Here is a 19,538-nt window from a genome sequence, read left to right as displayed (position 1 = left end):
CTCGCGGCTCTACGGGCGGGGTCGGCCGGCCAGGTCGGGTACCGGACGACGGGCATCGGTGCGGCGACGCAACGCCTCGGCGACCGGGCGGGCCAGCAGTGGGGTGGCGACCAGGGCGACCAGGGCGCCGAGCAGCAGCCCGACGGCCACGTCGTGCGGGTAGTGCACGCCCACGAAGACCCGGGAGAACGCGGCCAGTACGGCCAGCGGCAGCGCGAACAGCCCTAGCCGCCGGGACAGCAGCAGGGTGGTGATCGCCAGCGCGCCGGCCAGGGTGGCGTGGTTGCTCGGGAACGAGTAGTCACCCGGCGGTGGACAGGCGCCGGCGATGATCGCCCGGCCCACCGTCCGGCACGGCCGGTCCTCGTCCACCACGGTCTTGAGGAATTCGCTGCTCCCGTACGCCAGGAGAGTCGGCAGTGGCGCGACGAGGGCGAGTGCCCGGTCGTGCGGGCCGCCGGCCAGGCGGCGCAGCGCGGCCACCACCAGCAGTGCGCCGAGCAGCAGGATCACCCCCTCGGTGGCGTGCTCGACGAACCACTGCACCGGGTGCGGGGTGCCGGCGGCGGCATCGACGATGTCGTGGTACCACTCGGCGCTGATCTCTGGGACGTCCGTACTGCCGTTGTCGGCCATGACTCACCTCACCACACGTTCATACCGCGTTCATCTTGGAGGCACCTTGGAAACGCGGCAGCGCATGTGTCGGAGGGAGCGCCTGTGGATCGCCGGCGTCGGGCCGCTCGGCGTGGGCTCAGGTCGGCGCGGGGCCGTCGGCCACGCGCTGGGTCGGGCCGGGCCCGCCGGCCATGCGCTCCCGGACGGCCTCCAGCGCCTCGAAGGCGTACGCCCAGTTGTGGCACTTGAAGCTGCGCAGGCCGTCGATGGCGGTGTGGCAGTCGGCGCAGTGCACCCCGGGGATGGCGTCCGGGACCTCGGTGTTGACGTACTTGTGGTCGCCGAGGATGACCTCGGCGATCATGCCCTTGTCGTGCAGGCCGGTTACCGCCGAGGAGACGATGTCGTACCAGGTGATCCGCCGGCCGCACTTCGGGCAGTCCGGTTCGTCACCGCTGACCCAGAGCGGGGCGCCGATCGTCCGCGTCGGCATGCCGAGCAGCTTCTCCAGACGCCGGACGTCCGACTCCGGGGTGGTCCACCGGTGCCGGCCGGGCAGTGACGCGGGCGAGTCGTATACGGCGCGGAACAGGTCGTGGTCGACCCGTACGGTCTCCCGTTGACTGGTCATCGGCGTCTCTCCTCGGTGCGTCGGTGCCCCCACCGTGGTCGGCGCTGACCAGGGGTGCAGCCGGATCAACGACAGGAGGGGCGGGCGGGTCGTCGCCTCGGGCGCTCCCATCGGCGGCGGGGGTCGGCGACGTCGCGGAGGCGCTTTTGCCTCCGACTGCGGGTCCCGGGTGGTACGACGGACAGATGGCGAGCAGGCCCGAACGGCTGCTACGGGGAAGCGACGCATCGCTCAGCGCCTCGTTCCTGGAACTCTTCTTCGATCTGGCGTTCGTGCTCGCCCTCAGTCAGACGGCCCAGCACCTGCTGCACAACTTCACGCTGGGCGGTGCCCTGCGTACCGCCCTGCTGCTGGCCGCCGTCTGGTGGATCTGGGTGGCCACCACCTGGACCGCCGACTGGTACGACCCGGAGACTCCGGTCATCCGAGCGGTGCTGATCGTCGCCGCGCTGGGCAGCCTGCTGGCCGGGGTGGCGGCCCCTCAGGGACTGCACGGTCGGGCCGCGCTCTTCGCTGGCGCGTACGTCGGGGTCCACCTCGTCCGTGGCGTGGTCACCGTCACGATGCTGCGCGGTCACCCGCGCCAGCGCCGGGCGCTGCGGATCCTCTGCTGGTACAGCGTCACCGCCGTGGTGTGGCTGGCGGGTGTGCTCCTGCCGGCGTGGCGGGTGGCGCTCTGGGTGTTCGCTCTCGTCATCGACCTGACCGGCCCACGGCTCGGCTGGCCCACGCCAAGGCTGGGTCGCGCGCGGCGGCACGAACTGCACCTCACGGGCGGGCACCTTGCCGAGCGCTATCAACAAATCATGATCATCGGGCTCGGTGAACTCGTTCTGGTGGCCGGCCTGTCGTACGCCGGCACCGGCCTGGACCTCGCCGGGACGGTCGCCTTCCTGCTGGTCTTCGCCACCGCCGTAATGATCGGTCTGCTCTACGTGACCCCCGCTGGGCAGCGTCTCGGCCCGGCCCTCGATCGCGCCGACCCGTCGCGGCTGGGCGTCGTGACCGGTGACCTGCACCTGGTGATGATCGCGGGCATCGTGTTGACGGCTGTCGGGGCCGAACTGAGCATCGCCCACCCCACCGAGAAGGGCGACACGGCCTCCGCCCTGGTCATCATGGGCGGCCCTGCGCTGTTCCTCGTCGGGCGCATCCTGTTCTCCCTGACGATCCACCGGCGGATCTCGTGGCCCCGGGTCGCCGCCCTGTTCGTACTCGGCGGTGTGGCGGTGGCCCTGCGTCCGCCGCTGCTGGCGCTCAGCGCGGTCGCCACGGTGGTGGTGCTCGCGGTGGTCGTCCTGGATCGCGCCGGCATCCTCTCCTATCGCAGTGTCCGACAATCTGACTAAAGTCAGAGGTATGGACTCCGCGCTCGTCGCCGCCGTACGGCGGTTCAACCGGACGGTCACCCAGCGGGTGGGTGCGCTTGACGACGAGTACATGGCCCAGGGGCGCCCGCTCGGGCAGGCGCGCCTGCTGTGGGAGATCGGCCTGGCGGGTGCCGAGGTCGCGGCGCTCCGAGCCCGGCTGGGCCTCGACTCGGGATATCTCAGTCGGCTCCTGCGTGCCCTGGAGAACGACGGGCTCGTCACCGTAGGGCCGGCCGACCAGGCAGGCGGCGACGGCCGGGTCCGCACCGCCGCCCTCACCGACGCCGGCCGCAGGGAGTGGGCCGAACTCGACCGGCGGTCCGACGAGCTGGCCGCCTCGATCCTCGAACCGCTCACCGCTCAGCGCCGGGACCGACTCGTCACCGCCATGGCCGAGGTCGAACGGCTGCTCGTCGGGTCGATGGTGGTGGTCGAACCGTGCCCGCCAGGCGATCCGCGGGTCCGCGCCTGCCTGCGGGCGTACGCCCGGGACGTCGGTCGACGGTTCGACGACGGATTCGACCCGACGTTGAGCAACGCGGTCCACGATGAGGCACTCACACCGCCGGCCGGTGTAATCCTGCTCGCCACCCTCAACAGCGAGCCCGTCGGCTGCGGTGCCGTGAAACTGCACCGCGACGGGCCCGCCGAGATCAAACGCGTCTGGGTGGCGGACACCGTGCGTGGGCTGGGCATCGGACGGCGACTGCTGGGCGAGCTGGAACGGTACGCCGCCGAGCGTGGCGCGACCACCGTGCGGCTGGACACCAACCGCAACCTCACCGAGGCGATCGCCCTGTACCGCTCGGCCGGTTACCGGGAGATCCCGCCCTACAACACCGAGCACTACGCCCACCACTGGTTCGAGAAGTCGCTCGCTCAGTGAGCGGAAGGACGCTGTTGCTCGTCGGTCTGATCTACCTGCTCTGGATGGCCTCCGGCCGATCGTCCGCGTCCGCTCGGCGGGCCCAGCCGAGGAACCGGCCGTACAGACTGTCGGCGGGGACGTGGGCGAGATCGCGGGTGGCGTCGACGAGTTGGGCGGCCAGGTAGAGGGTGAGTGACACCTGCGCTCCGGCGTACTCCCCTCGCAGCTCTCGCCGACGGGCGCGACACGGCCAGTCGACGCCGCAGCCGCGGCAGGTCCAGGCCGGCGTGCTCGGAAGGTGGCTGGTCATCGTGGCCCCTCCTGGCTCGGCCAGTGCGCGTGACTGATCGGAACCCGATGCCGCGTCCGGCAGGGCAGGCCGTTGCCGCAACGGCAGACGTACCGCCACCGAGGCCAGGACCAGACCGGATGGTGCCGCCGCGCCAGGGTCATCGCCACGGCCACCAGATATTCCTCGTACGACACGCGGGGCATCGAAGCTCCCTCTGGCTCTGTCGATTCGGCGAACGGCCGGTTCGCATGCCTGCCGTCGCCGCAGCCGATATCACCGTAACGACGTAGGACTGTAGATACAATAAGACGTAGAACTGTTGTCTACGTAGCGTCATTCTGGTGATCGACCCCAACGCGGATCGCGCCGTGTTCCGGCAACTCGCAGACCTTCTGCGTGACCGGATCACTTCTGGCGATCTGGCACCCGGGGCGTCGCTCCCCAGCGAGCTGCGGTTGGCTCAGGAGTACGGGCTGAGCCGGACGAGCGTCCGACAGGCGGTGGCGCTACTCCGGTCGGAAGGGCTTGTGATCGTGGAACCGCCGCGCGGGACGTTCGTCCGCGCCGACGAGCCGACTGAAACTGTCACCCTCCTCAAGGGCGACACCGCTACCGCGCGGATGCCGACGCCCGCCGAGCGGCGCGAACTGGAGATCGGCGAGGGCATTCCGGTCATCGTGATCTTCCGTGCCGACGGGTCCCGTGAGCTGTACGCCGCCGACCGCGTGCGAGTCGGACGCTGACGCACGGGTCCCGACAAGGCTGATGCCTCAGAGGCATATTTATGACTCTGAGGCATCAGCCTCGCCGACGCGACCATCCCCGCACACGACGGATTCCGGCAGCTACACGATCAGGCGACTCCGGTACTGGCGGCCCTCCAGGTGTGAAAGTTTGTCCTAATCTCGGCACGTTCCGACCTGCTCGTCCGAACCCTGACCAGGGACTTCGGATCGGGCAGTGTCCTCGGATCGTCCCGGGTGAAGAGTGGCGATGAGCGGCAGCAGACGGATCGATCAGATTGCCCGACGTCAGTTCGTCAAGCTGTCCGGGGTGGCCAGCGCGGGCGGGCTTCTCACCCTGGCCGGGGCGGACGGCGGAATGGCCGACGGTGGTGACGGCTCACCCCAACCCCCGCCGCCGAACCCGGGCGGCACCGCCTGCCCGACCCCGTCGGCCCTGTGCGGCTATCCCACCGACACCGGCGGCCGGTTCGACCTCTGGGACCGGGTCCAGGTCTGCCTGGGTAGGCGGACCACGCCGCCGACCAGCTGCCTGCACACCACGTCCACCTACGTGGTGTTGAACGGAGCCCCGCCGAACACCCACAACTATCTGCTCGTGCCGACCTGCCGCGTGAAGGGCATCGAGTGCCCGTTCATCGCGACCACCGCCGCGCCGAACTACTGGCTGGACGCCTGGATCAACGCCCAGCCCGGGCAGCCGTCGCATGTGGTGTACCCGAACATCGGGCTCGGGATCAACTCGGCCGACGCCCGCCAGCAGGACCAACTGCACATCCACCTGGCGGGTATCCAGACCCCGCAGGACCAGCCCGGCGGTACGGGGACCGTCGACTTCGTGCTCGCGTACACCTGATCTCCGCAGGTCAGCCCTTAACCGCTCCGGCGGTCAGCCCTTCGGTCAGGAAGCGCTGCCCGAGCGCGTACATGATCACCACGGGGATGCTGACGAGCAGCGAGGCCGCGGCGAGCTGTCCCTGCGGTACGACGTCTCCGGCGATCATCGACTGCATCCCCACCGGCAGCGTCTTGTACTCGTCCTTCGTGATGAACACGAAGGCGAACAGGAACTCGTTCCAGGCGTTGGTCAGGGTGAAGAGCGCAACCGCCAGCAGCCCCGGCCTGGCCAGCGGCAGCACCACCCGGCCGAACGCCTGTAGGCGGGTGCAGCCGTCGACGAGCGCGGCCTCCTCCAGCTCCACGGGGATCGAGGAGAAGTAGCCGACCAGCAGCCATGTGGCGAACGGAAGCGTGAACGTCGGGTACGTCACCACCAGCGACCACAACGAGTCGGTGAGCCGCACGCCGATGAGCATCTGGTAGAGCGGGATGAACAGCAGCGCGCCCGGCATCACGTAGGTGAGCAGCACCGTGACGGTGAAGCCCTGCGCCCCACGGAACCGCAGCCGGGCCAACGCGTACCCCGCGAGGGCGGCGCAGACCAGGGCCACCGCCGTGGACGCCGCGGACACCAGCAGGGTGTTGAGGTACCAGCGACCGAACGGCTGGTTGGCGAACAGCGCGGTGAACTGCTCCGTGGTCCAGGGCGTCGGCCACAGGTCGTCCGTACGCATGACGACCTGGCCCTCGGACTTGAAGGCCGTGACGCTGATCCAGTACAGCGGGCCCAGCACGAAGAAGAGCAGCCCGGCGAGCGCGACCCAGGAGCCCAGGCTCGACACCGTCGACGACGCCCGACGACCGCCGCGCGACTGGAGGGTCGACACCACCCGACCGACCGCCGCCGCGATCAGCAGGATCACCCCGAGGACGACCGCTGCCTTCCAGAAGATGTCCGGCGACGCCCAGATCAGCAGGCCGGTGACCACCGCGGTGATCACCCACGGCAGGGCCTTGCGTGCCCGCGTACCGATCCGGAGCGCCGCGCGTCGCGCCCGGGGCAGTTTCGCCCCCGAGTCCTGGCGCAACAGCCGGACCAGGACGAACACCAGCCCGCCGATGACCGGCAGCATGACGAGCGTGACCGCCGCGCCCGCGCCGTACTGCAACTGCAGGATCGCCTTCGAGTACGCGACGAGCACGTAGGGCGCTGTCACGTCACCCGGGCCACCCTGGGTCAGCAGCCAGACGAGGTCGAAGTTGTTGAACGTCCAGATCGACGACAGGGTCACCGTCACGGTGATGACGTGGCGCAGCCCGGGCAGCGTCACGTTGGCGAACCGCTGCCACGCCGAGGCCCCGTCGATGGTCGCCGCCTCGTACAGGTCGGCCGGGATGGCCTTCAGCCCGGCGAGGAAGCACACCGTGAAGAACGGCACCCCCTTCCAGACGTTGACGAGGATCACCGAGGGCATGGCCAGGGACGGGTCGGACAGCCAGCCCGCGGGCCAGCTGTCGACCAGGTGCAGGTCGACCAGCAGCGGTCCGATTCCGGTGGCGGTGAGCAGGTTGTTGACGCTGCCGAAGATCGGGTCGAGCAGCGCGCGCCAGCTGAACGCCGTCACCACGGTCGGCACCACCCACGGCACCAGGAGCAACCCCGCCAGCACCGCACGCCCGCGGCGTCGGTGGTGCAGCAGCAGGGCCGCGGCCAGCCCGAGCACGACCTTGAAGATCTCGGCGTACGCGGTGAAGACGAACGAGTTCACCACGCCCGTGTGGAACTGGTCGTCGCCGACGAGGTGGAGGTAGTTGTCCAGGCCGACGAACACGGACTCCTGCCCGTGCCGTTCGGTGGTGCTGGTGACGATCGACCGGGCGATCGGTACGAGGACGAGGCCGCCGACCAGCACGGCCATCGGCGTCAGGAACAGCGCCGCCATTCGCCAGTCACGACCCAGCCGGCGCTGGGTCGCCGTGAGGGAGCCGGATCCCGGCGACGAGGACGTCCTCGCCGCCGGGACCCGCGCGGGGCGGAGCGTTCTCACTGCGGCAGCCCCTGCTGGTTGAAGATCTGCACCATCTTCGTGTGGGCCGCCTTCACGGCCTGTGCGGGCGCGGTGCCCTGCGCGACCTGCTGCATCATGTCGGTGAGAACGTAGGCCGAGCCGACGGCCTGCTGGCCGGCGCTCGCCTTCTGCGGGAAGGCCAGGCCGTTCTTCGTGTTCAACGGCAGCTGCAACTGGGTGATCCTGCGTAGCATGGGGAACGCCGGGTCGCCGCTGGTGAAGAACGGGTCCGCGTCCCAGACCTTCTCCCAGGCGGGCATCACCAGACCGGGTGCCTCCTTCGCCACTCCGAGCAGCGCGGGCGCGCTGACCAGGTACTGCGCCAGGAGCTTGGCGAGCGCGGGGTTCTTGGCGCCCTTGAAGATGACGAAGCCCTGCGACTGGCCCAGCAGCAGCGGATTGTTGGTGGCCGGTCCGATGCAGTCGGAGAACACGTGGGTGTTGGCGTGCACCGGGTTCTTCTTGGTCCGCGAGTCCGCGTAGACGCTGAACTGGTTGCGGGTGTAGCCGAGGATGCCGGCGAGCCAGTTCTCGTTGTTGCTGGTGTCGGTCCAGCTCGCGATCCCCGGCGGCAGCATCGGCTTGTACTTGGGATTGGTGTAGATGTCGCCGAGGAAGGTCACCGCCTGCACCGTCTCCGGTGACTCGAACGTGACCTTCCGGCCGTCGTTGGAGGCGATCGACCCGCCGTACGCGTTGATCAGCGCCTCGATCATGCCGTTGGCGTCACCGGACCGGTTGATCGTCATGCCCCAGCCGAACCGGCGCTTGCCGGGGTCGGAGATCTCCAGGCAGACGTCCCGCAGCTCCTCCCAGCTGTAGATGTCCTTGGGCGTGATGCCCTTGTCCTGCATCCAGTCCTTGCGCAGGAACGACCCGATTCCGATGAAGTGGTAGGGGATCGCGAACCACTTGCCGTCGAAGACGCAGAAGTTCTTGGCCTCCGCGCACGGCTCGCCGTACTTGGCGGTCAGCGCCTGGACGACGTCGGTGACGTCCTCCAGGTCGCCGAGCGCCTGGAACTGCGCGACGAACCGGGAGTCGGTCATGAACGCCAGGTCACGTGCCACGCCGCCCTTGACCTCGGCGTCGATCTTGGCGACCACGTCACCGGCATCGGCCTGGACCAGACTGTTCTCGATCTTCGTTCCGGTGGTGTCGGCGAACTTCTTGATCGAGCTGTCGAGGGCGTCGTTCGCCGCCGTCGAGTAGAGCTTCTGCGACAACATCCCCATCGAGGAGCCCTTCATCGACGCGGCGGCGTCGATCAGCTCCTGCGGGACCTCGGCCTGCACCTTGGTCGGCGATTTGGAGGTGTCCCCACACGCGGCCAGACCGGCCGCGCCGAGCACTCCCACCCCCATCCCCAGAACGCCGCGCCGAGACCAACCCATTTTGTCCTCCATGGACACCCGCCTCCTTCATCTCCCCGCGCACGGCTGCACGCCGAAGGCGTACCTGGCGAACGCCGCCGTGTTTCCAGTTGGGTTTCCTGTTGCGGCGACCACGGAGGTCGCCCGCCGAGATCAGTTCGTTCGATGCTCGCCACGGTGGCGCGATGAGGTTGAGGCGATCGGCGACGAGGCCGAGACAGTGGCGCTGACGTTCCAGTTCGGTCGTGTCACGTGACCACCCGCCGTTCGAGATTTCGAACTAGGTTCGATATACCGCATCGAGTGGTGCGACGCTAGAGCAGCCCGGCGACCGATGTCAATGTTTCGATGGTGTTTCGAACCGAAAGCGGGAGGTTCGTTACCGGGACTGGACCCGGTAGCCCATGCGGGCGGACAGCGTGGCGGCGCCTTCGCGAACCAGCCCGGTCCACTCCACCTGCACCTCGGGCGTCCACCGGATGATCGGCGCGGACAGGCTCATCGCGGCGATGACGGTGCCGGAGTGGTCCCGGATCGCGGCCGCGACGCAGCGCATCGCGGTGTCCGACTCGCCGACGTCGACCGCGACGCCGTCCGCCCGGACACGGTCGAGGTGCGCACGGAGCAGCTCCGGGTCGGTGATGCTCTCCGGCGTCATGCCCGGCAGGGGATCCTTCAACAGGACGGCGTCCAGGTCGGCCGGATCGAGAGCCGACAGCAGGACCTTGCCGACCGCCGTGCAGTGCGCGGGCAGCCGCAGCCCGACCCCGGACACCATCCGAACCGGGTGCGTGCTGTCGAACTTGACGAGGTAGATGACGTCCGCGCCGTCGAGCACCGCCACGTGCACGGCCTCGTCACACCGGGCAGCCACGTCCCGCGCGACGCCCTGCGCCTCGCGTACCAGATCGAGCCGGCCCGCGAACGCCGCGCCGAGCTGGAACAGCGGCATGCCGAGCCGATACTGCACCGGCTGACCCGGCACCGAGATCAGGTACGAGCGAGCCTCGAGCGTCACGAGCAGTTCGTGGACGGTGGTACGCGGCAGGTCGAGCCGCTCCATCACCTGGCGGGCCGACAGTTGAGGGCAGTCCAGGAACAGTTCGAGGACGTCGAGTGCGCGGATAACTGCCGGTACCACACGGGGCATGTCGCTGGTCCCTTCGAAATGCCGGACCCGCGTCAACGATCTCCACACGGGCCAGCATTTGAAGAGGATAGCCACGTGCGCCGTCCGCGCCAGGCTCCGAACGCCGTTGACAACTCCCGCGACCGACCAGTCGGCGGTCCGGGGGTGCCGGTGCGGCACCGACGGCATGACGTGGCCGCATCAGACCGACCAGGCACGCACGATGTCGTCAGGACCCCAGACGAGATCCACAGCCTCGCCCGGGAGGGCGGTGCCGGATCGGCTGACGACGACCAGGCCGCTGGTCCCGGGTTCGAAGCCCGGGATCGCGGGGGCGTGGTGGCGTAGTTCGTCGAGGTGGCGCCGATCGAACGGCCCGTCCTGCCATTTGATGGAGCCGGCGAACGCGATGTGTGAGGCGATCGGGGCGCGGTCGGCTCCGACAAGATCGATCTCCGGGTTGGACTGCCGGTTCCACCAGCCGCCGACCTCCCACGTTTCCGTCCAGGGCAGGTCGCCGGCACCGGCCGCGATGGCGAGCGCGTCGCGGATGATCGGTTCGACAGCGTTGCCCCGCCAGGTGGACCACCGACTGTCCAGAACGGCGCGCGCGGCCGCTGTCCGGTCACGCAACACCAATTGCTGCACATCTCGCAGAATGGCCAGGTAGAGACGCAGATTGCTGTCGGCGATCCGGTACCGCGCCAGTTTGCTGGGCTTGGTGGAGAGCGGCTTGTCGACGGCGAGGATCTGTTTCTCCTCGACGAGCCGGTGCAGCAGCGGGGAGAGAGTGCCGGAGCTGACCGGACCGCCGCGGTCGCCAGCGGTCGCGGCGATGTTGCTGAACGTGCGGCTGCCCGCCCCGCCGACCGCCTCGAGAATGCGCCGGGCAGTGTCCGGGGCCGGAAACTCCGACGCCAGGGATTGTTCGGGAATGGTGAACAACGCCGACGTCTTGTGGGAGATCTGCTGGCTCAGGAAGTCGGTGGGAGGCGTTCCCGGTGACCATTCCAAGGCGATGCCCGGCAGTCCACCGGTGATCAGGTGCGCGTCGATGGCATCCGCCCCGCCCAGCCCCGTGAGAGCGGCGGTTTCGGCGAGGTTGAACGGACCGAGAACCATATTGGTGGCCCTGCCGTAGAACGGCCGGTCGTATTCGGTGAATCGTTGCATCATGTGCAGATCGCTACCGAGCAGCAGTAGCAGTACCGGTTTGCCGGAGATCAGACGGTCCCACGTGACCTGCAGGTGCCCGTCGAATGTCGCGTCCTGCTCGGAGATCCATGGCAGCTCGTCGAGGACGACCACGCTCGGCGTATCGGGCAGGACTCCCGCCAGTACCCGCAGCATGTCTCCCCAGCCGCCGGCTGTCGGCTGGGAGGGCAGAATGTCGCGGCTGCGGGAGCTGAGCAGAGACGAGTCGCGGAGGGCGCTGAGGAAGTAGCTCACCGCTTCGATGCTCGACGCGCCCTTGACGGCGGTGTAGAAGCAGTACGGCAGATCGACCTGGTCGCACAACTCCTGCACCAGGCGTGACTTTCCCACCTGTCGTCGCCCGCGAATCGCGACGGAGCGGCCCTTCCCGGTGCGCTTCACGTGGTCAAGCTGCTGGGCGAGCAGGTCGAGTTCCGCGCGCCGACCGACGAACATCGACCCCTCCGAAGCTAGATTGCATCTTACTTCGGCTCAGTCTAGCTGCGTTGCTCGTTGACCTGGGACCGTCAGCATGGATAGCGGGCTTCCGACCGCGCCGGTTCCGCTCACACTCGTTCGGGGGTTCGGATGCCGAGCAGGTGCAGGCCGTCTGCGCCGGGCCAGGGTCGCCCAGCGCTCGATGTCGCACAGCTCTGGAACCCTGCTCGACGTGACGACGACAGATCCGCTGCCCTGCGACCTGACCAGCCTGCGCGCCCATGTCGCTGAGGGCGGGCGTCCCTGGGACGAGCAAAGCATCGGTCTGGTCGTCGCCGGCAATGTGGCGAAGTTCAACCAGCACCCCGACCTCGGGCGGTACCTGTCTGGCACGGCTAACCGGATCTTGGTGGAAGCCAGCCCCGTGGACCGCGTCTGGGGCATCGGACTGGCGGCTGCGGACCCGCGCGCCGAGGACCCGGCCCGGTGGCGCGGCCAGAATCTTCTCGGGTTCGCCTTGATGCGCGCCCGCACACAACTCGACAAGCGATGACCTTGCCGCATTCGCGCGCCGGAAAATGAGGCGCGGGCAATGATCTTCGCTGGCGATACTGGTGCCCATGAAGCTCGCTGAGGCCTTGGCGGTGCGCGCGGACGCGGCGCGCCGCGCCGAACAACTCCGTGCCCGCATCACCGCCAGCGCTCGCTTCCAGGAGGGCGAGAATCCGGCCGAGGACGCCTCGGCTCTGCTCGTCGAGGTGGGCGAGACGCTCGACGAGTTGGAGTCGTTGATTCGGCGGATCAACCGCACGAACGCCGCCAGCGTCGTGGACGGCGCCACGCTCACCGACGCACTCGCCCGGCGCGACGTACTCCGTCTGCGGCACAACGTCGTCACGTCGGCCGCGGCGGCCGCCGCTGGTGAAGGCCAGCGTCAGTACCGGCAGTTGCGGTCGGAGTTGAAGATGATCCCGGCGCTGCCGGTGGCCGAGTTGCGCCGACAGGCCGACGACCTGGCCCGGCAGCTTCGCGAGGTGGACACGCTGATCCAGCGTACGAACTGGGAGGTCGACCTGCTGGACTAGGAGTTGCGGAGCAGGTAGCCGACGTGGAGGCGTGCACAAACCCGCAAGCCGGCGGGCAATCCGGCTACCTCCTGGCGCGCCGTGGGCAGGCGCAGGGGTTCGATTCCCCACCACACATCGCATGCCCAGCACAGCACACAGGTGACGGCGCACAGGGCACGGCACACCACCATGTGCAGATCCACGACGGTGAGGGTGGGACAGGGGACTTCCGCAACCTGACACAACAGATCCTGAAAGGATCCGGCCTCCCCGTGACGACGGTCACAGTCGCGAGGCACCCGATTACGCGGAGACGGTCGTCTTACCTGGCGTGAGACGAAGTCTGGACGCGGCGGACGAGCAGGAACTCGTCCGCCGGGTGGCCCACGGTGACCGGCGCGCGTTCGACGAGCTGTACCGGCGTACCGCGCCCTGGTTGGAGGTGCGGCTGCGGCGCCGCTGCGCCGACGCGGACGTGGTCGCCGACGTCCTCCAGGAGACCTACCTGACGGTGTGGCGGGCGGCGGGCAGCTTCGCGGGCGACCAGGTCAGCGGTAGCGCCGTCGGCTGGTTGTGGACCATCGCCGCGCACCGCCTGGTCGACGCGTTTCGGCGACGCTCCCGGCAGGCACGGGTGCCGCAGGTACATCCGGTCGAGATGGTCGTGCCCGCTGCCGAGGACGAGGTGCTGGCCGGTCGGGTGGGGCAGGAACTCGAACAGGCCCTCGCCGTGCTGCCACCCGAGGTCCGGGCGGTGCTGCGGGCCACCGTCCTGGACGGCTTCACCGTCCGCGAGACGTCCGTGCTGCTGGGCGTACCCGAGAACACCGTCAAGTCCCGGATCCGTCGCGCCCGGATCGTCCTGCGGGAGGCCCTGTCATGACCACGCATCCCACCCTCAACGACATCGACCGGTACGCCGACGGCGATGCCGGCCTCGACGAGGCGACCGTCTGGTCGATCGAGGTGCACCTGGAGACCTGCGCGGACTGCCGCGCCCGCCTCGCCGGCAGCACCACGGCCGAGTCGCGCGCCCTGGTCGCCGAGGTCGCGGCAGCCGTCGACCGTTCGATCGCCGCCGGCCCCGCCCCACGGTCCCGGAGCTTCCTCCGTACGCCGCTGCGGCAGCGCTGGTTCGTGGCGGCGCTGCTGCCCTGGGTCGCCATGACCGCCGGCGTGCTCGGCACCGCGGCCACGCTCACGTACTTCCTGTCCGAGTTGCCGTCGATCGTGCTGCTGCTCGCGCCCCTGGCGCCGCTTCCCGGCGTCGCGGCGGCGTGGAGCAGACGCGGCGACCCGGCCTGGGAACTGGTGGTCGGCACCCCCTCGGCCGGTCTGGTGATGCTCCTGCGTCGTACCGCCGCGGTGCTCGTCCTCGTCATCCCGGTGCTCGCCGCGTTCGCCGCCTACGGCGCCAGCCGGGTGAACCCGGCGCTGATGCTGTTGCCGTGCCTGGCCTTCACCGCCGCCACCCTGCTGCTCGGCTCCCTTGTCGGCGTCCACCGCGCCGCGGTCGGCCTGATGGTGGCCTGGGCCGCCGTCGTGGTCGCGCCCAGCCTCGCAACCGCCGAACTGCCGGTGCTCCTGGAACCCGCAGCCGTCGGCGGCTGGGCCGTCGCCACTGTCGTGCTGGCCGCCCTGACTCTCCTTCGCGCCAACAGCTTCCGGCGCCTCACCTCGTTCTGAAGGGAACAACCATGCGAGCGGTGAGCATGGCCGAGACGGCCACCACCATCCACCCCTGGGCCATCCACGCCGAGGGGCTGAAGGTACGGGCCGGCCGGCACCTGGCCGTCGACGGGCTCGACCTGAGCCTGGCCACCGGCGTCCACGGCCTGCTGGGGCGCAACGGCGCGGGCAAGACGACGTTGATGCGTGCCCTCGCCACGGTGCTCAAGCCGTCCGGAGGCCGGCTCACCCTGCTCGGCAGTTCGGTCGACGGCCGCGCCGACCTGCGCCAGGCCCGGCGGGGACTGGGCTATCTGCCGCAGCACTTCGGCTACTACCCGCGGTTCACCGTGCGCGAGTTCGTGTCGTACATGGCCTGGTTGAAGGAGATGCCGAAGCCCGACATCCCGACGGCCGCGCAGCGCGCGATCGACCGCGTCGGGCTCAGCGCCAAGGCCGACGCCCGCCTCCGGACACTCTCCGGCGGGATGCTGCGCCGGGCGGGCGTCGCCCAGGCCATCGTCAACGACCCGCGGGTGCTGCTGCTGGACGAGCCGACCGTCGGCCTCGACCCCGAGCAACGCCTCGACCTGCGGGAGCTGCTGCGGGACCTGGGTACGGACGCCTGCGTGCTGGTCTCCACCCACCTCGTCGAGGACGTGGTCGCCGCCTGCACCGAGGTGGTGCTGATCAACGAGGGCCGGCTGGTGTGGCAGGGCACCCCGGCCGCCCTGGCCGGCGAGGGCGACGAACGGCACCCGGGCGACAGCCCCGCCGAACGCGGCTACTCCGCGCTGCTCCGCCGCCACAAGGAGGCCACCCGATGAGCGTCCTGCGGATCGAACTCCGGCGCTCCGCCGCGGCCGGTGCCGCGCTGCTCGCGTTGGCGGTCGGCGTCGCCGCCCTCTACATCGCCCCGGGACGCTGGTCGGAAGGATGGATGTCCCTCACCCTGACCATCAAGGAGTACATGCTCCTGCTCTGGCCGATCGCCCTCGCCGCCGGCGCGTGGCAGGGCCGCCGCGAGCACCGGGCCAAGGTCGGGGAACTGTTCGCCACCACACCCCGGTCCCGCGCCGGCCGGATGCTTCCGCTCCTCGTCGCGATGGGAGCCGCGCTCGGGCTCGCGTTCCTGCTGGTTCTCGGCGCGGGCGGCATGCGGATCGCCTCCACCGCCGCGTACTTCCCACCGGACGTCGTCGCCATCGCGATTGTCGGTGCGTTCTCCCTGGTCGCGGCCGTCTGGCTCGGACTGGGTATCGGGCGGCTGCTACCCGCTCTGGTGACGGCCCCCGTGCTCGCCGTGGCAGGTGTGCTGCTGGTCTTCTTCACCGCGATCATGCGGCCGGACTGGATGGGCGCGATCCTGTCACCCGCGTACGGCAGCACCCCGTTCTACCCGTTCCAGACCATCGACCCGCGGGTCACCGCCGTGCTCGCCATCTTCATGGCCGGGCTCGCGCTGACCGGCGTACTCCTGCTGGTTGCCCAAGGTCCCCGGGCCTCGGTGGCCGCCGTACTGCCGGTGCTGCTCGGCTTCGGCGTCGCGGCGGCGATCGTCCCCCGCGACGAGGCGGCGCTCGTCGCGCCGGTCGACCCCGTCGCCCGTGAACTCGTCTGCACCGACGACGCGCCGAAGGTCTGCGTCACCCGGGTCAACGCGAACGTGCTGGACGCGCTGACCCCGCTCGCCCGCCAGGGCCTCTCCACCCTCGCCAAGATGCCGCACGCCCCCACGCAGGCGCACGAGGACAGGCGGGCCTTCCTCATCGGCGAGGTGCCCGGCCGCGACGCCGACATCGTCGAGATCGACGTCCGGATCGACGACCACGGCGGCCTGGCCCATCCCGACGCCGTGGTCCCGGAGATGGTGTTCGGCCTGGGCGCCGGATACGGCGGCCCGGACTGCGAGCGCAACAGCGCGGTCGAACGGGCCGCCGCCTACCACCTGCTCGGCCGCGAGCCGGTCTCCGACGTCGGTGTCATCCCCGAAATGATCGAGGAGGATCCGCAGCTCAATGCCGAGGCGGTCGCACTGTGGCAGGGCTTGCAGAAGCTGCCGGCCCCGGAGGCGCTCTCCCGCGTGACGGCGGTACGCGACGCGATCCTGGCGTGCCAGGATTCCACCGGACTGCTGTCGCGATGATCCTGCACCTCCGCGCACGACGCGTACCCCTGGCGCTGGCCGCGTCCGTGGGCGCCGCAGCCCTGATCTGGGCGCTGTGGCTGACGCTCGCGAAAGAGCGCGACGCCATCCTTCTGCTCGTCGTCCTGACGGTCATGCTGATGGTGGCCGTCCTGTCGACCACCCTGGCCGCCCCGGACGAAGACCTGGAACGCACGGCCGCGCTGTACTGGCCGTGGCGGCGAGCCCTGCACCTGCTGGCCGCACTGGCGCTCGTACTCGTCGTGCTCCTCGCCACCCAGGCCACCGGCGCCCGCTTCGGCCCCGCCGCGCTGGTGGTCCGCGACGCCGTCGGCCTGCTGGGCCTGACCGCGCTCTGCGCGACGGTCGCGGGCGCGGCCCGCGCCTGGTTCCTGCCCATGGGGTGGGCGGTCGTCGCCGCCATGTTCCCCCAGCCGGGCACGTGGGGCGCGCTCGCCACCTGGCCGGGACAACCCCACGACAGCCGGTCCGCGGCGGCGGTCGCGGCCGTCCTGGCTGTGACGGGCATCGTGGCGTACGCCATCCGCGGAGCCCCCCGACGCGAGTGACGGTGCAATCGACTCCCGCTCGGTCGCCAGCGCTCAGGACACCGCAAGCAGTCGGAACTCGCAGCGGGCTCCGCTGGCCTTGGCGAGCCGACCATCACCGGTCACGAGTGGGCAGGCCAACAACTCCGCCGCCGCGACGTAAGCCGCGTCGTACGCCGTGACATTGCCCCGCAACTGCCACATCCGGTCGAGCAGCACAGCGACGGCAACCTCGTCGATAACCAACGAAGGCAGGGTGCTGATCGCCTCCTGAGCTCGGGCAAGGCCCAGCTTGCCGCCGAGGACCTTGCCCCTGATCACGGACATGACCTCGACCAGCAGATGGCTCGGTGCGGCCCAGTGCGGATCTGCGGTCAACTCCGCTCGCGCCGCGTCGCCGACCGGCCCGTCGTCGACCAGGGCGTCGGCCAGAACAGACGCATCCACGACGATCATGCAGCGCCTCCCCATGGTCCGCGCTGCTCCCGTTGCTCGTCCAACTCGGCCGCGCTCTCCCCCGGCAGGGCGCGAGCACCGTCAGATCGGCCGGCGAAGCGATCGAGGGCAGCCGTGTTGCGCAGCCGCCGAGCCTGCGTCTCCACCAGATCCAGCAGGTACGCCTGGAGGGACTGCCCGCGCGCCTTGGCCTGCGCCGCCAGGGCATCTCGTACTTCCTCCGGCACGTCCCGAATCTGGAGAGCAACCATGCATTCATTATGCATGCAGCACCGCTCGTTCAGCAGGAGATACGAGGGCGGCCAATTGAACTGCGGAAGAGTGGGCCGCCAGGGACTCGAACCCTGAACCTATGGATTAAAAGTCCACAGCTCTGCCATTGAGCTAGCGGCCCGTATCGGACACGATACCGGACCTCGGCGAGGTCACCCATCCGCTGGGCGTCCTTGCCGTCTCGGCATGGGCCGTGCGCTGTTTCTGCAGGTCAGCCTCATTCTTGCAGAACAGGGTGGATTGGGCGCGTGGTGGTGATCTGCGAGATGGCGCCCCGCCGTACGCCCGCGATCCGGGGGCTTCGGCCAGCCGTTGCGTTGCTCTGCGTAACCGAAATCGAGGATTCTCTCGCTCAACGTAGCGGCACGTTGCCGACACGCGAACACCCAAGAGGCACCCACCGGTACACAGTGGACGAGGTAGAGCCCTGTTTGCGCAGGTGAGAGCGTTGCTTCAAGTTTGAAATTTTGACACCTTGAAGTCTTTTAATCCACAGGTTCGGGGTTCGAGTCCCCGGCGGCCCACCTGAATCGTTCTCCTGCGGAGGTCTCCCAGACGTGCCGTCTACGGCGCCTGATCGGCGTGGTACCAGCGCAGCGGCGGCTTCGGCCTTGGCGCGTTCGGACTCGAGTTCGTGCACGACCGAGGTGTAGGTGTTCGCCGCGACGGTGATACTCGAGAGCCCGAGTACCTCCTGGATGTCCTTGAGGTCGGACCCGGAGGCCTTGAGGAACGTCGCGGCGCAGTGCCGTAGGTCGTGCAGTCGGATCGGCGGCAGCCCGGAAGCTGCGACGAGTCGCTCGAAGCGATCGCTGAACTGCTCAGGATGCCACTGACGACCGTCAGGTCGCACGAAGAACAACCCGGTCTTTGGCCAGGCGGCGTCGGCCTGCCGGCGTTCCCGCCGCTCCTGGTAGATGCGTAGCGCCGTGGTTGTGGAGGCGTCGAGCGCGATGATGCGGTCACCGGCGTAAGTCTTGACGATCTTGATCACTGGTCGATAACCGAGGGTCGTGAGCTGCTGGTTGATCGTCACGGTCCGCCCCGTCAGGTCGACGTCGCTTTCGCGCAGGCCGAGTGCTTCGCCGCGACGCAGGCCCCGGTGCAGGATGAGCGTGACGATGGGGTAGACGAAGACGTCATGGTCCTCGACGTGATCGAGGAACGCGCCGGCTTGCTCGGGTGTCCACACCATGACGCTGCTGGGCCGACGTCCCGTCTTCTTCCACTGCTGCGTGGCGGCGGAGGTCCATACCCGCGGCCTCGGGGCTTGTACCGACGGCAACTCAACGTACGCGGCGGGGTTGAACTCGATCAGTCGATGGGTGCGTATCGCATCGTTGAGTGCCTTACGCAGGGTCGCGCGGATGCGTTGCATCGTTGCCGGACTCGTCCTGCGGGCACCTCTGACCGACGCCCGGACCTGGACGTCATCACTGCAGCGGGCGAGGTCGACCTGGAGATTGCGGTCGCTGATGCTGTCGAACATCGACTGGAGATGGCCGACTCGGAGCCGATCGATCGGGATGTGACCAAGGTGTGGAATGAGATGAACACGGATATGGGTCTCGTAAGTGACCAATGTGGTGGGTTGGATCTTGCGACGGCTGGCGTGCCACTGCCAGAGGTAGTCGCCCAGGGTCATCGCTGCAGATGCCACGAGCCCGGCGCGGACGCGGCGGGCCACAGAATCCCGATCGGGAAACGGTCTACCGCTCTTAGAGCGCGTTTGGTTTGTGGGTTGGGCGGGTGTGTCGCACAGCCGGTCCGATCGATGAGGGTGATTCGGTCGGTAGACGGGTATGGATCGAGTGC

General features: G+C 69.3%; 23 protein-coding genes and 1 tRNA gene. 12 read left to right on the top strand and 12 right to left on the bottom strand.

The genetic code is table 11. The features are described from left to right. Positions 1-9 precede the first annotated feature (9 nt). Both ABZU91_RS27660 and ABZU91_RS27655 read right to left on the bottom strand, forming a co-directional pair. The gene (locus tag ABZU91_RS27660) at positions 10-636 is read right to left on the bottom strand and encodes a phosphatase PAP2 family protein (protein WP_355246448.1); all 627 of its coding nucleotides are present in this window, start codon (positions 634-636) and stop codon (positions 10-12) included. 118 nt (positions 637-754) lie between these two features. After that, positions 755-1,249, bottom strand: coding sequence for a hypothetical protein (locus ABZU91_RS27655; RefSeq protein ID WP_355246445.1), 495 nt, complete (start codon positions 1,247-1,249; stop codon positions 755-757). A 185-nt stretch (positions 1,250-1,434) separates the two neighbouring features. On the opposite strand from ABZU91_RS27655, the gene ABZU91_RS27650 reads away from it, so the two are divergent. Continuing rightward, positions 1,435-2,598 (top strand): low temperature requirement protein A, encoded by a 1,164-nt coding sequence (locus ABZU91_RS27650; RefSeq protein ID WP_355246442.1) that lies wholly within the window; start codon positions 1,435-1,437, stop codon positions 2,596-2,598. Positions 2,599-2,608: 10 nt separating this feature from the next. Further along, positions 2,609-3,505, top strand: a complete 897-nt coding sequence (locus ABZU91_RS27645; protein WP_355246439.1) for a helix-turn-helix domain-containing GNAT family N-acetyltransferase — start codon at positions 2,609-2,611, stop codon at positions 3,503-3,505. A 31-nt stretch (positions 3,506-3,536) separates the two neighbouring features. Here the strand turns inward: ABZU91_RS27645 and ABZU91_RS27640 are convergent, their stop codons facing one another. After that, complete coding sequence (locus ABZU91_RS27640) at positions 3,537-3,797, bottom strand: flavin reductase (protein ID WP_355246437.1); 261 nt, start codon at positions 3,795-3,797, stop codon at positions 3,537-3,539. Then, positions 3,794-3,982, bottom strand: a complete 189-nt coding sequence (locus tag ABZU91_RS27635; RefSeq protein WP_355246434.1) for a hypothetical protein — start codon at positions 3,980-3,982, stop codon at positions 3,794-3,796. The genes ABZU91_RS27640 and ABZU91_RS27635 overlap by 4 nt, the downstream gene beginning before the upstream one ends. Positions 3,983-4,120: 138 nt before the next feature. On the opposite strand from ABZU91_RS27635, the gene ABZU91_RS27630 reads away from it, so the two are divergent. After that, the gene (locus ABZU91_RS27630; protein WP_355246431.1) at positions 4,121-4,522 is read left to right on the top strand and encodes a winged helix-turn-helix domain-containing protein; all 402 of its coding nucleotides are present in this window, start codon (positions 4,121-4,123) and stop codon (positions 4,520-4,522) included. Between the two features lie 250 nt (positions 4,523-4,772). Continuing rightward, positions 4,773-5,378 carry a CDP-diacylglycerol diphosphatase gene (locus ABZU91_RS27625; protein WP_355246427.1) on the top strand — a complete coding sequence of 202 codons (606 nt, stop codon included), beginning with the start codon at positions 4,773-4,775 and terminating at the stop codon, positions 5,376-5,378. Positions 5,379-5,388: 10 nt separating this feature from the next. Here ABZU91_RS27625 and ABZU91_RS27620 read toward each other — a convergent pair whose 3' ends face one another. Continuing rightward, on the bottom strand, positions 5,389-7,305 hold the full coding sequence (locus tag ABZU91_RS27620; protein WP_355246424.1) for an ABC transporter permease subunit: 1,917 nt from the start codon (positions 7,303-7,305) through the stop codon (positions 5,389-5,391). A 101-nt stretch (positions 7,306-7,406) separates the two neighbouring features. Further along, on the bottom strand, positions 7,407-8,837 hold the full coding sequence (locus ABZU91_RS27615) for an extracellular solute-binding protein (RefSeq protein ID WP_355246421.1): 1,431 nt from the start codon (positions 8,835-8,837) through the stop codon (positions 7,407-7,409). On the opposite strand from ABZU91_RS27615, the gene ABZU91_RS27610 reads away from it, so the two are divergent. Then, positions 8,836-9,060 carry a hypothetical protein gene (locus ABZU91_RS27610; protein WP_355246418.1) on the top strand — a complete coding sequence of 75 codons (225 nt, stop codon included), beginning with the start codon at positions 8,836-8,838 and terminating at the stop codon, positions 9,058-9,060. The two genes, ABZU91_RS27615 and ABZU91_RS27610, sit on opposite strands and share 2 nt — an antisense overlap. A gap of 123 nt (positions 9,061-9,183) precedes the next feature. Here the strand turns inward: ABZU91_RS27610 and ABZU91_RS27605 are convergent, their stop codons facing one another. Then, positions 9,184-9,954: an IclR family transcriptional regulator gene (locus tag ABZU91_RS27605; protein ID WP_355246415.1), complete on the bottom strand. Its 771-nt coding sequence runs from the start codon at positions 9,952-9,954 to the stop codon at positions 9,184-9,186. A 180-nt stretch (positions 9,955-10,134) separates the two neighbouring features. After that, the gene (locus ABZU91_RS27600) at positions 10,135-11,583 is read right to left on the bottom strand and encodes an ATP-binding protein (protein ID WP_355246412.1); all 1,449 of its coding nucleotides are present in this window, start codon (positions 11,581-11,583) and stop codon (positions 10,135-10,137) included. Positions 11,584-11,659: 76 nt separating this feature from the next. Here ABZU91_RS27600 and ABZU91_RS27595 point away from each other — a divergent pair, with 76 nt between their 5' ends. From ABZU91_RS27595 to ABZU91_RS27565, 7 genes are all read left to right on the top strand, one after another. Then, a complete protein-coding gene (locus ABZU91_RS27595) occupies positions 11,660-12,118 on the top strand; it encodes an NADAR family protein (protein ID WP_355246409.1) in 459 nt (152 codons plus the stop codon). Between the two features lie 67 nt (positions 12,119-12,185). Continuing rightward, positions 12,186-12,650, top strand: a complete 465-nt coding sequence (locus tag ABZU91_RS27590; RefSeq protein WP_355246406.1) for a DIP1984 family protein — start codon at positions 12,186-12,188, stop codon at positions 12,648-12,650. Between the two features lie 313 nt (positions 12,651-12,963). Beyond that, on the top strand, positions 12,964-13,515 hold the full coding sequence (locus ABZU91_RS27585; protein ID WP_355246403.1) for a sigma-70 family RNA polymerase sigma factor: 552 nt from the start codon (positions 12,964-12,966) through the stop codon (positions 13,513-13,515). Further along, the gene (locus ABZU91_RS27580) at positions 13,512-14,318 is read left to right on the top strand and encodes a zf-HC2 domain-containing protein (RefSeq protein ID WP_355246400.1); all 807 of its coding nucleotides are present in this window, start codon (positions 13,512-13,514) and stop codon (positions 14,316-14,318) included. Before ABZU91_RS27585 ends, ABZU91_RS27580 begins: the two co-directional genes overlap by 4 nt. A gap of 11 nt (positions 14,319-14,329) precedes the next feature. Further along, complete coding sequence (locus ABZU91_RS27575) at positions 14,330-15,127, top strand: ATP-binding cassette domain-containing protein (RefSeq protein ID WP_355246397.1); 798 nt, start codon at positions 14,330-14,332, stop codon at positions 15,125-15,127. Then, positions 15,124-16,446: a hypothetical protein gene (locus tag ABZU91_RS27570; RefSeq protein WP_355246394.1), complete on the top strand. Its 1,323-nt coding sequence runs from the start codon at positions 15,124-15,126 to the stop codon at positions 16,444-16,446. The genes ABZU91_RS27575 and ABZU91_RS27570 overlap by 4 nt, the downstream gene beginning before the upstream one ends. Then, a complete protein-coding gene (locus tag ABZU91_RS27565) occupies positions 16,443-17,015 on the top strand; it encodes a hypothetical protein (RefSeq protein ID WP_355246391.1) in 573 nt (190 codons plus the stop codon). Before ABZU91_RS27570 ends, ABZU91_RS27565 begins: the two co-directional genes overlap by 4 nt. A gap of 33 nt (positions 17,016-17,048) precedes the next feature. Here ABZU91_RS27565 and ABZU91_RS27560 read toward each other — a convergent pair whose 3' ends face one another. The 4 genes from ABZU91_RS27560 to ABZU91_RS27545 all read right to left on the bottom strand — a co-directional run bounded on the left by ABZU91_RS27560 (position 17,049) and on the right by ABZU91_RS27545 (position 19,368). Next, the gene (locus tag ABZU91_RS27560; RefSeq protein ID WP_355246388.1) at positions 17,049-17,465 is read right to left on the bottom strand and encodes a type II toxin-antitoxin system VapC family toxin; all 417 of its coding nucleotides are present in this window, start codon (positions 17,463-17,465) and stop codon (positions 17,049-17,051) included. Then, complete coding sequence (locus ABZU91_RS27555) at positions 17,447-17,701, bottom strand: hypothetical protein (protein WP_355246385.1); 255 nt, start codon at positions 17,699-17,701, stop codon at positions 17,447-17,449. The genes ABZU91_RS27560 and ABZU91_RS27555 overlap by 19 nt, the downstream gene beginning before the upstream one ends. 71 nt (positions 17,702-17,772) lie before the next feature. Then, a tRNA-Lys gene (locus ABZU91_RS27550) sits at positions 17,773-17,844 on the bottom strand. A gap of 231 nt (positions 17,845-18,075) precedes the next feature. Next, the gene (locus tag ABZU91_RS27545) at positions 18,076-19,368 is read right to left on the bottom strand and encodes a tyrosine-type recombinase/integrase (protein WP_355246382.1); all 1,293 of its coding nucleotides are present in this window, start codon (positions 19,366-19,368) and stop codon (positions 18,076-18,078) included. Positions 19,369-19,538: the final 170 nt, after the last annotated feature.

Origin of the sequence: Micromonospora sp. NPDC005174 (assembly GCF_040608495.1) — a bacterium.
GTDB lineage: Bacteria > Actinomycetota > Actinomycetes > Mycobacteriales > Micromonosporaceae > Micromonospora.
This window is presented reverse-complemented; position numbering and strand designations above follow the sequence as displayed.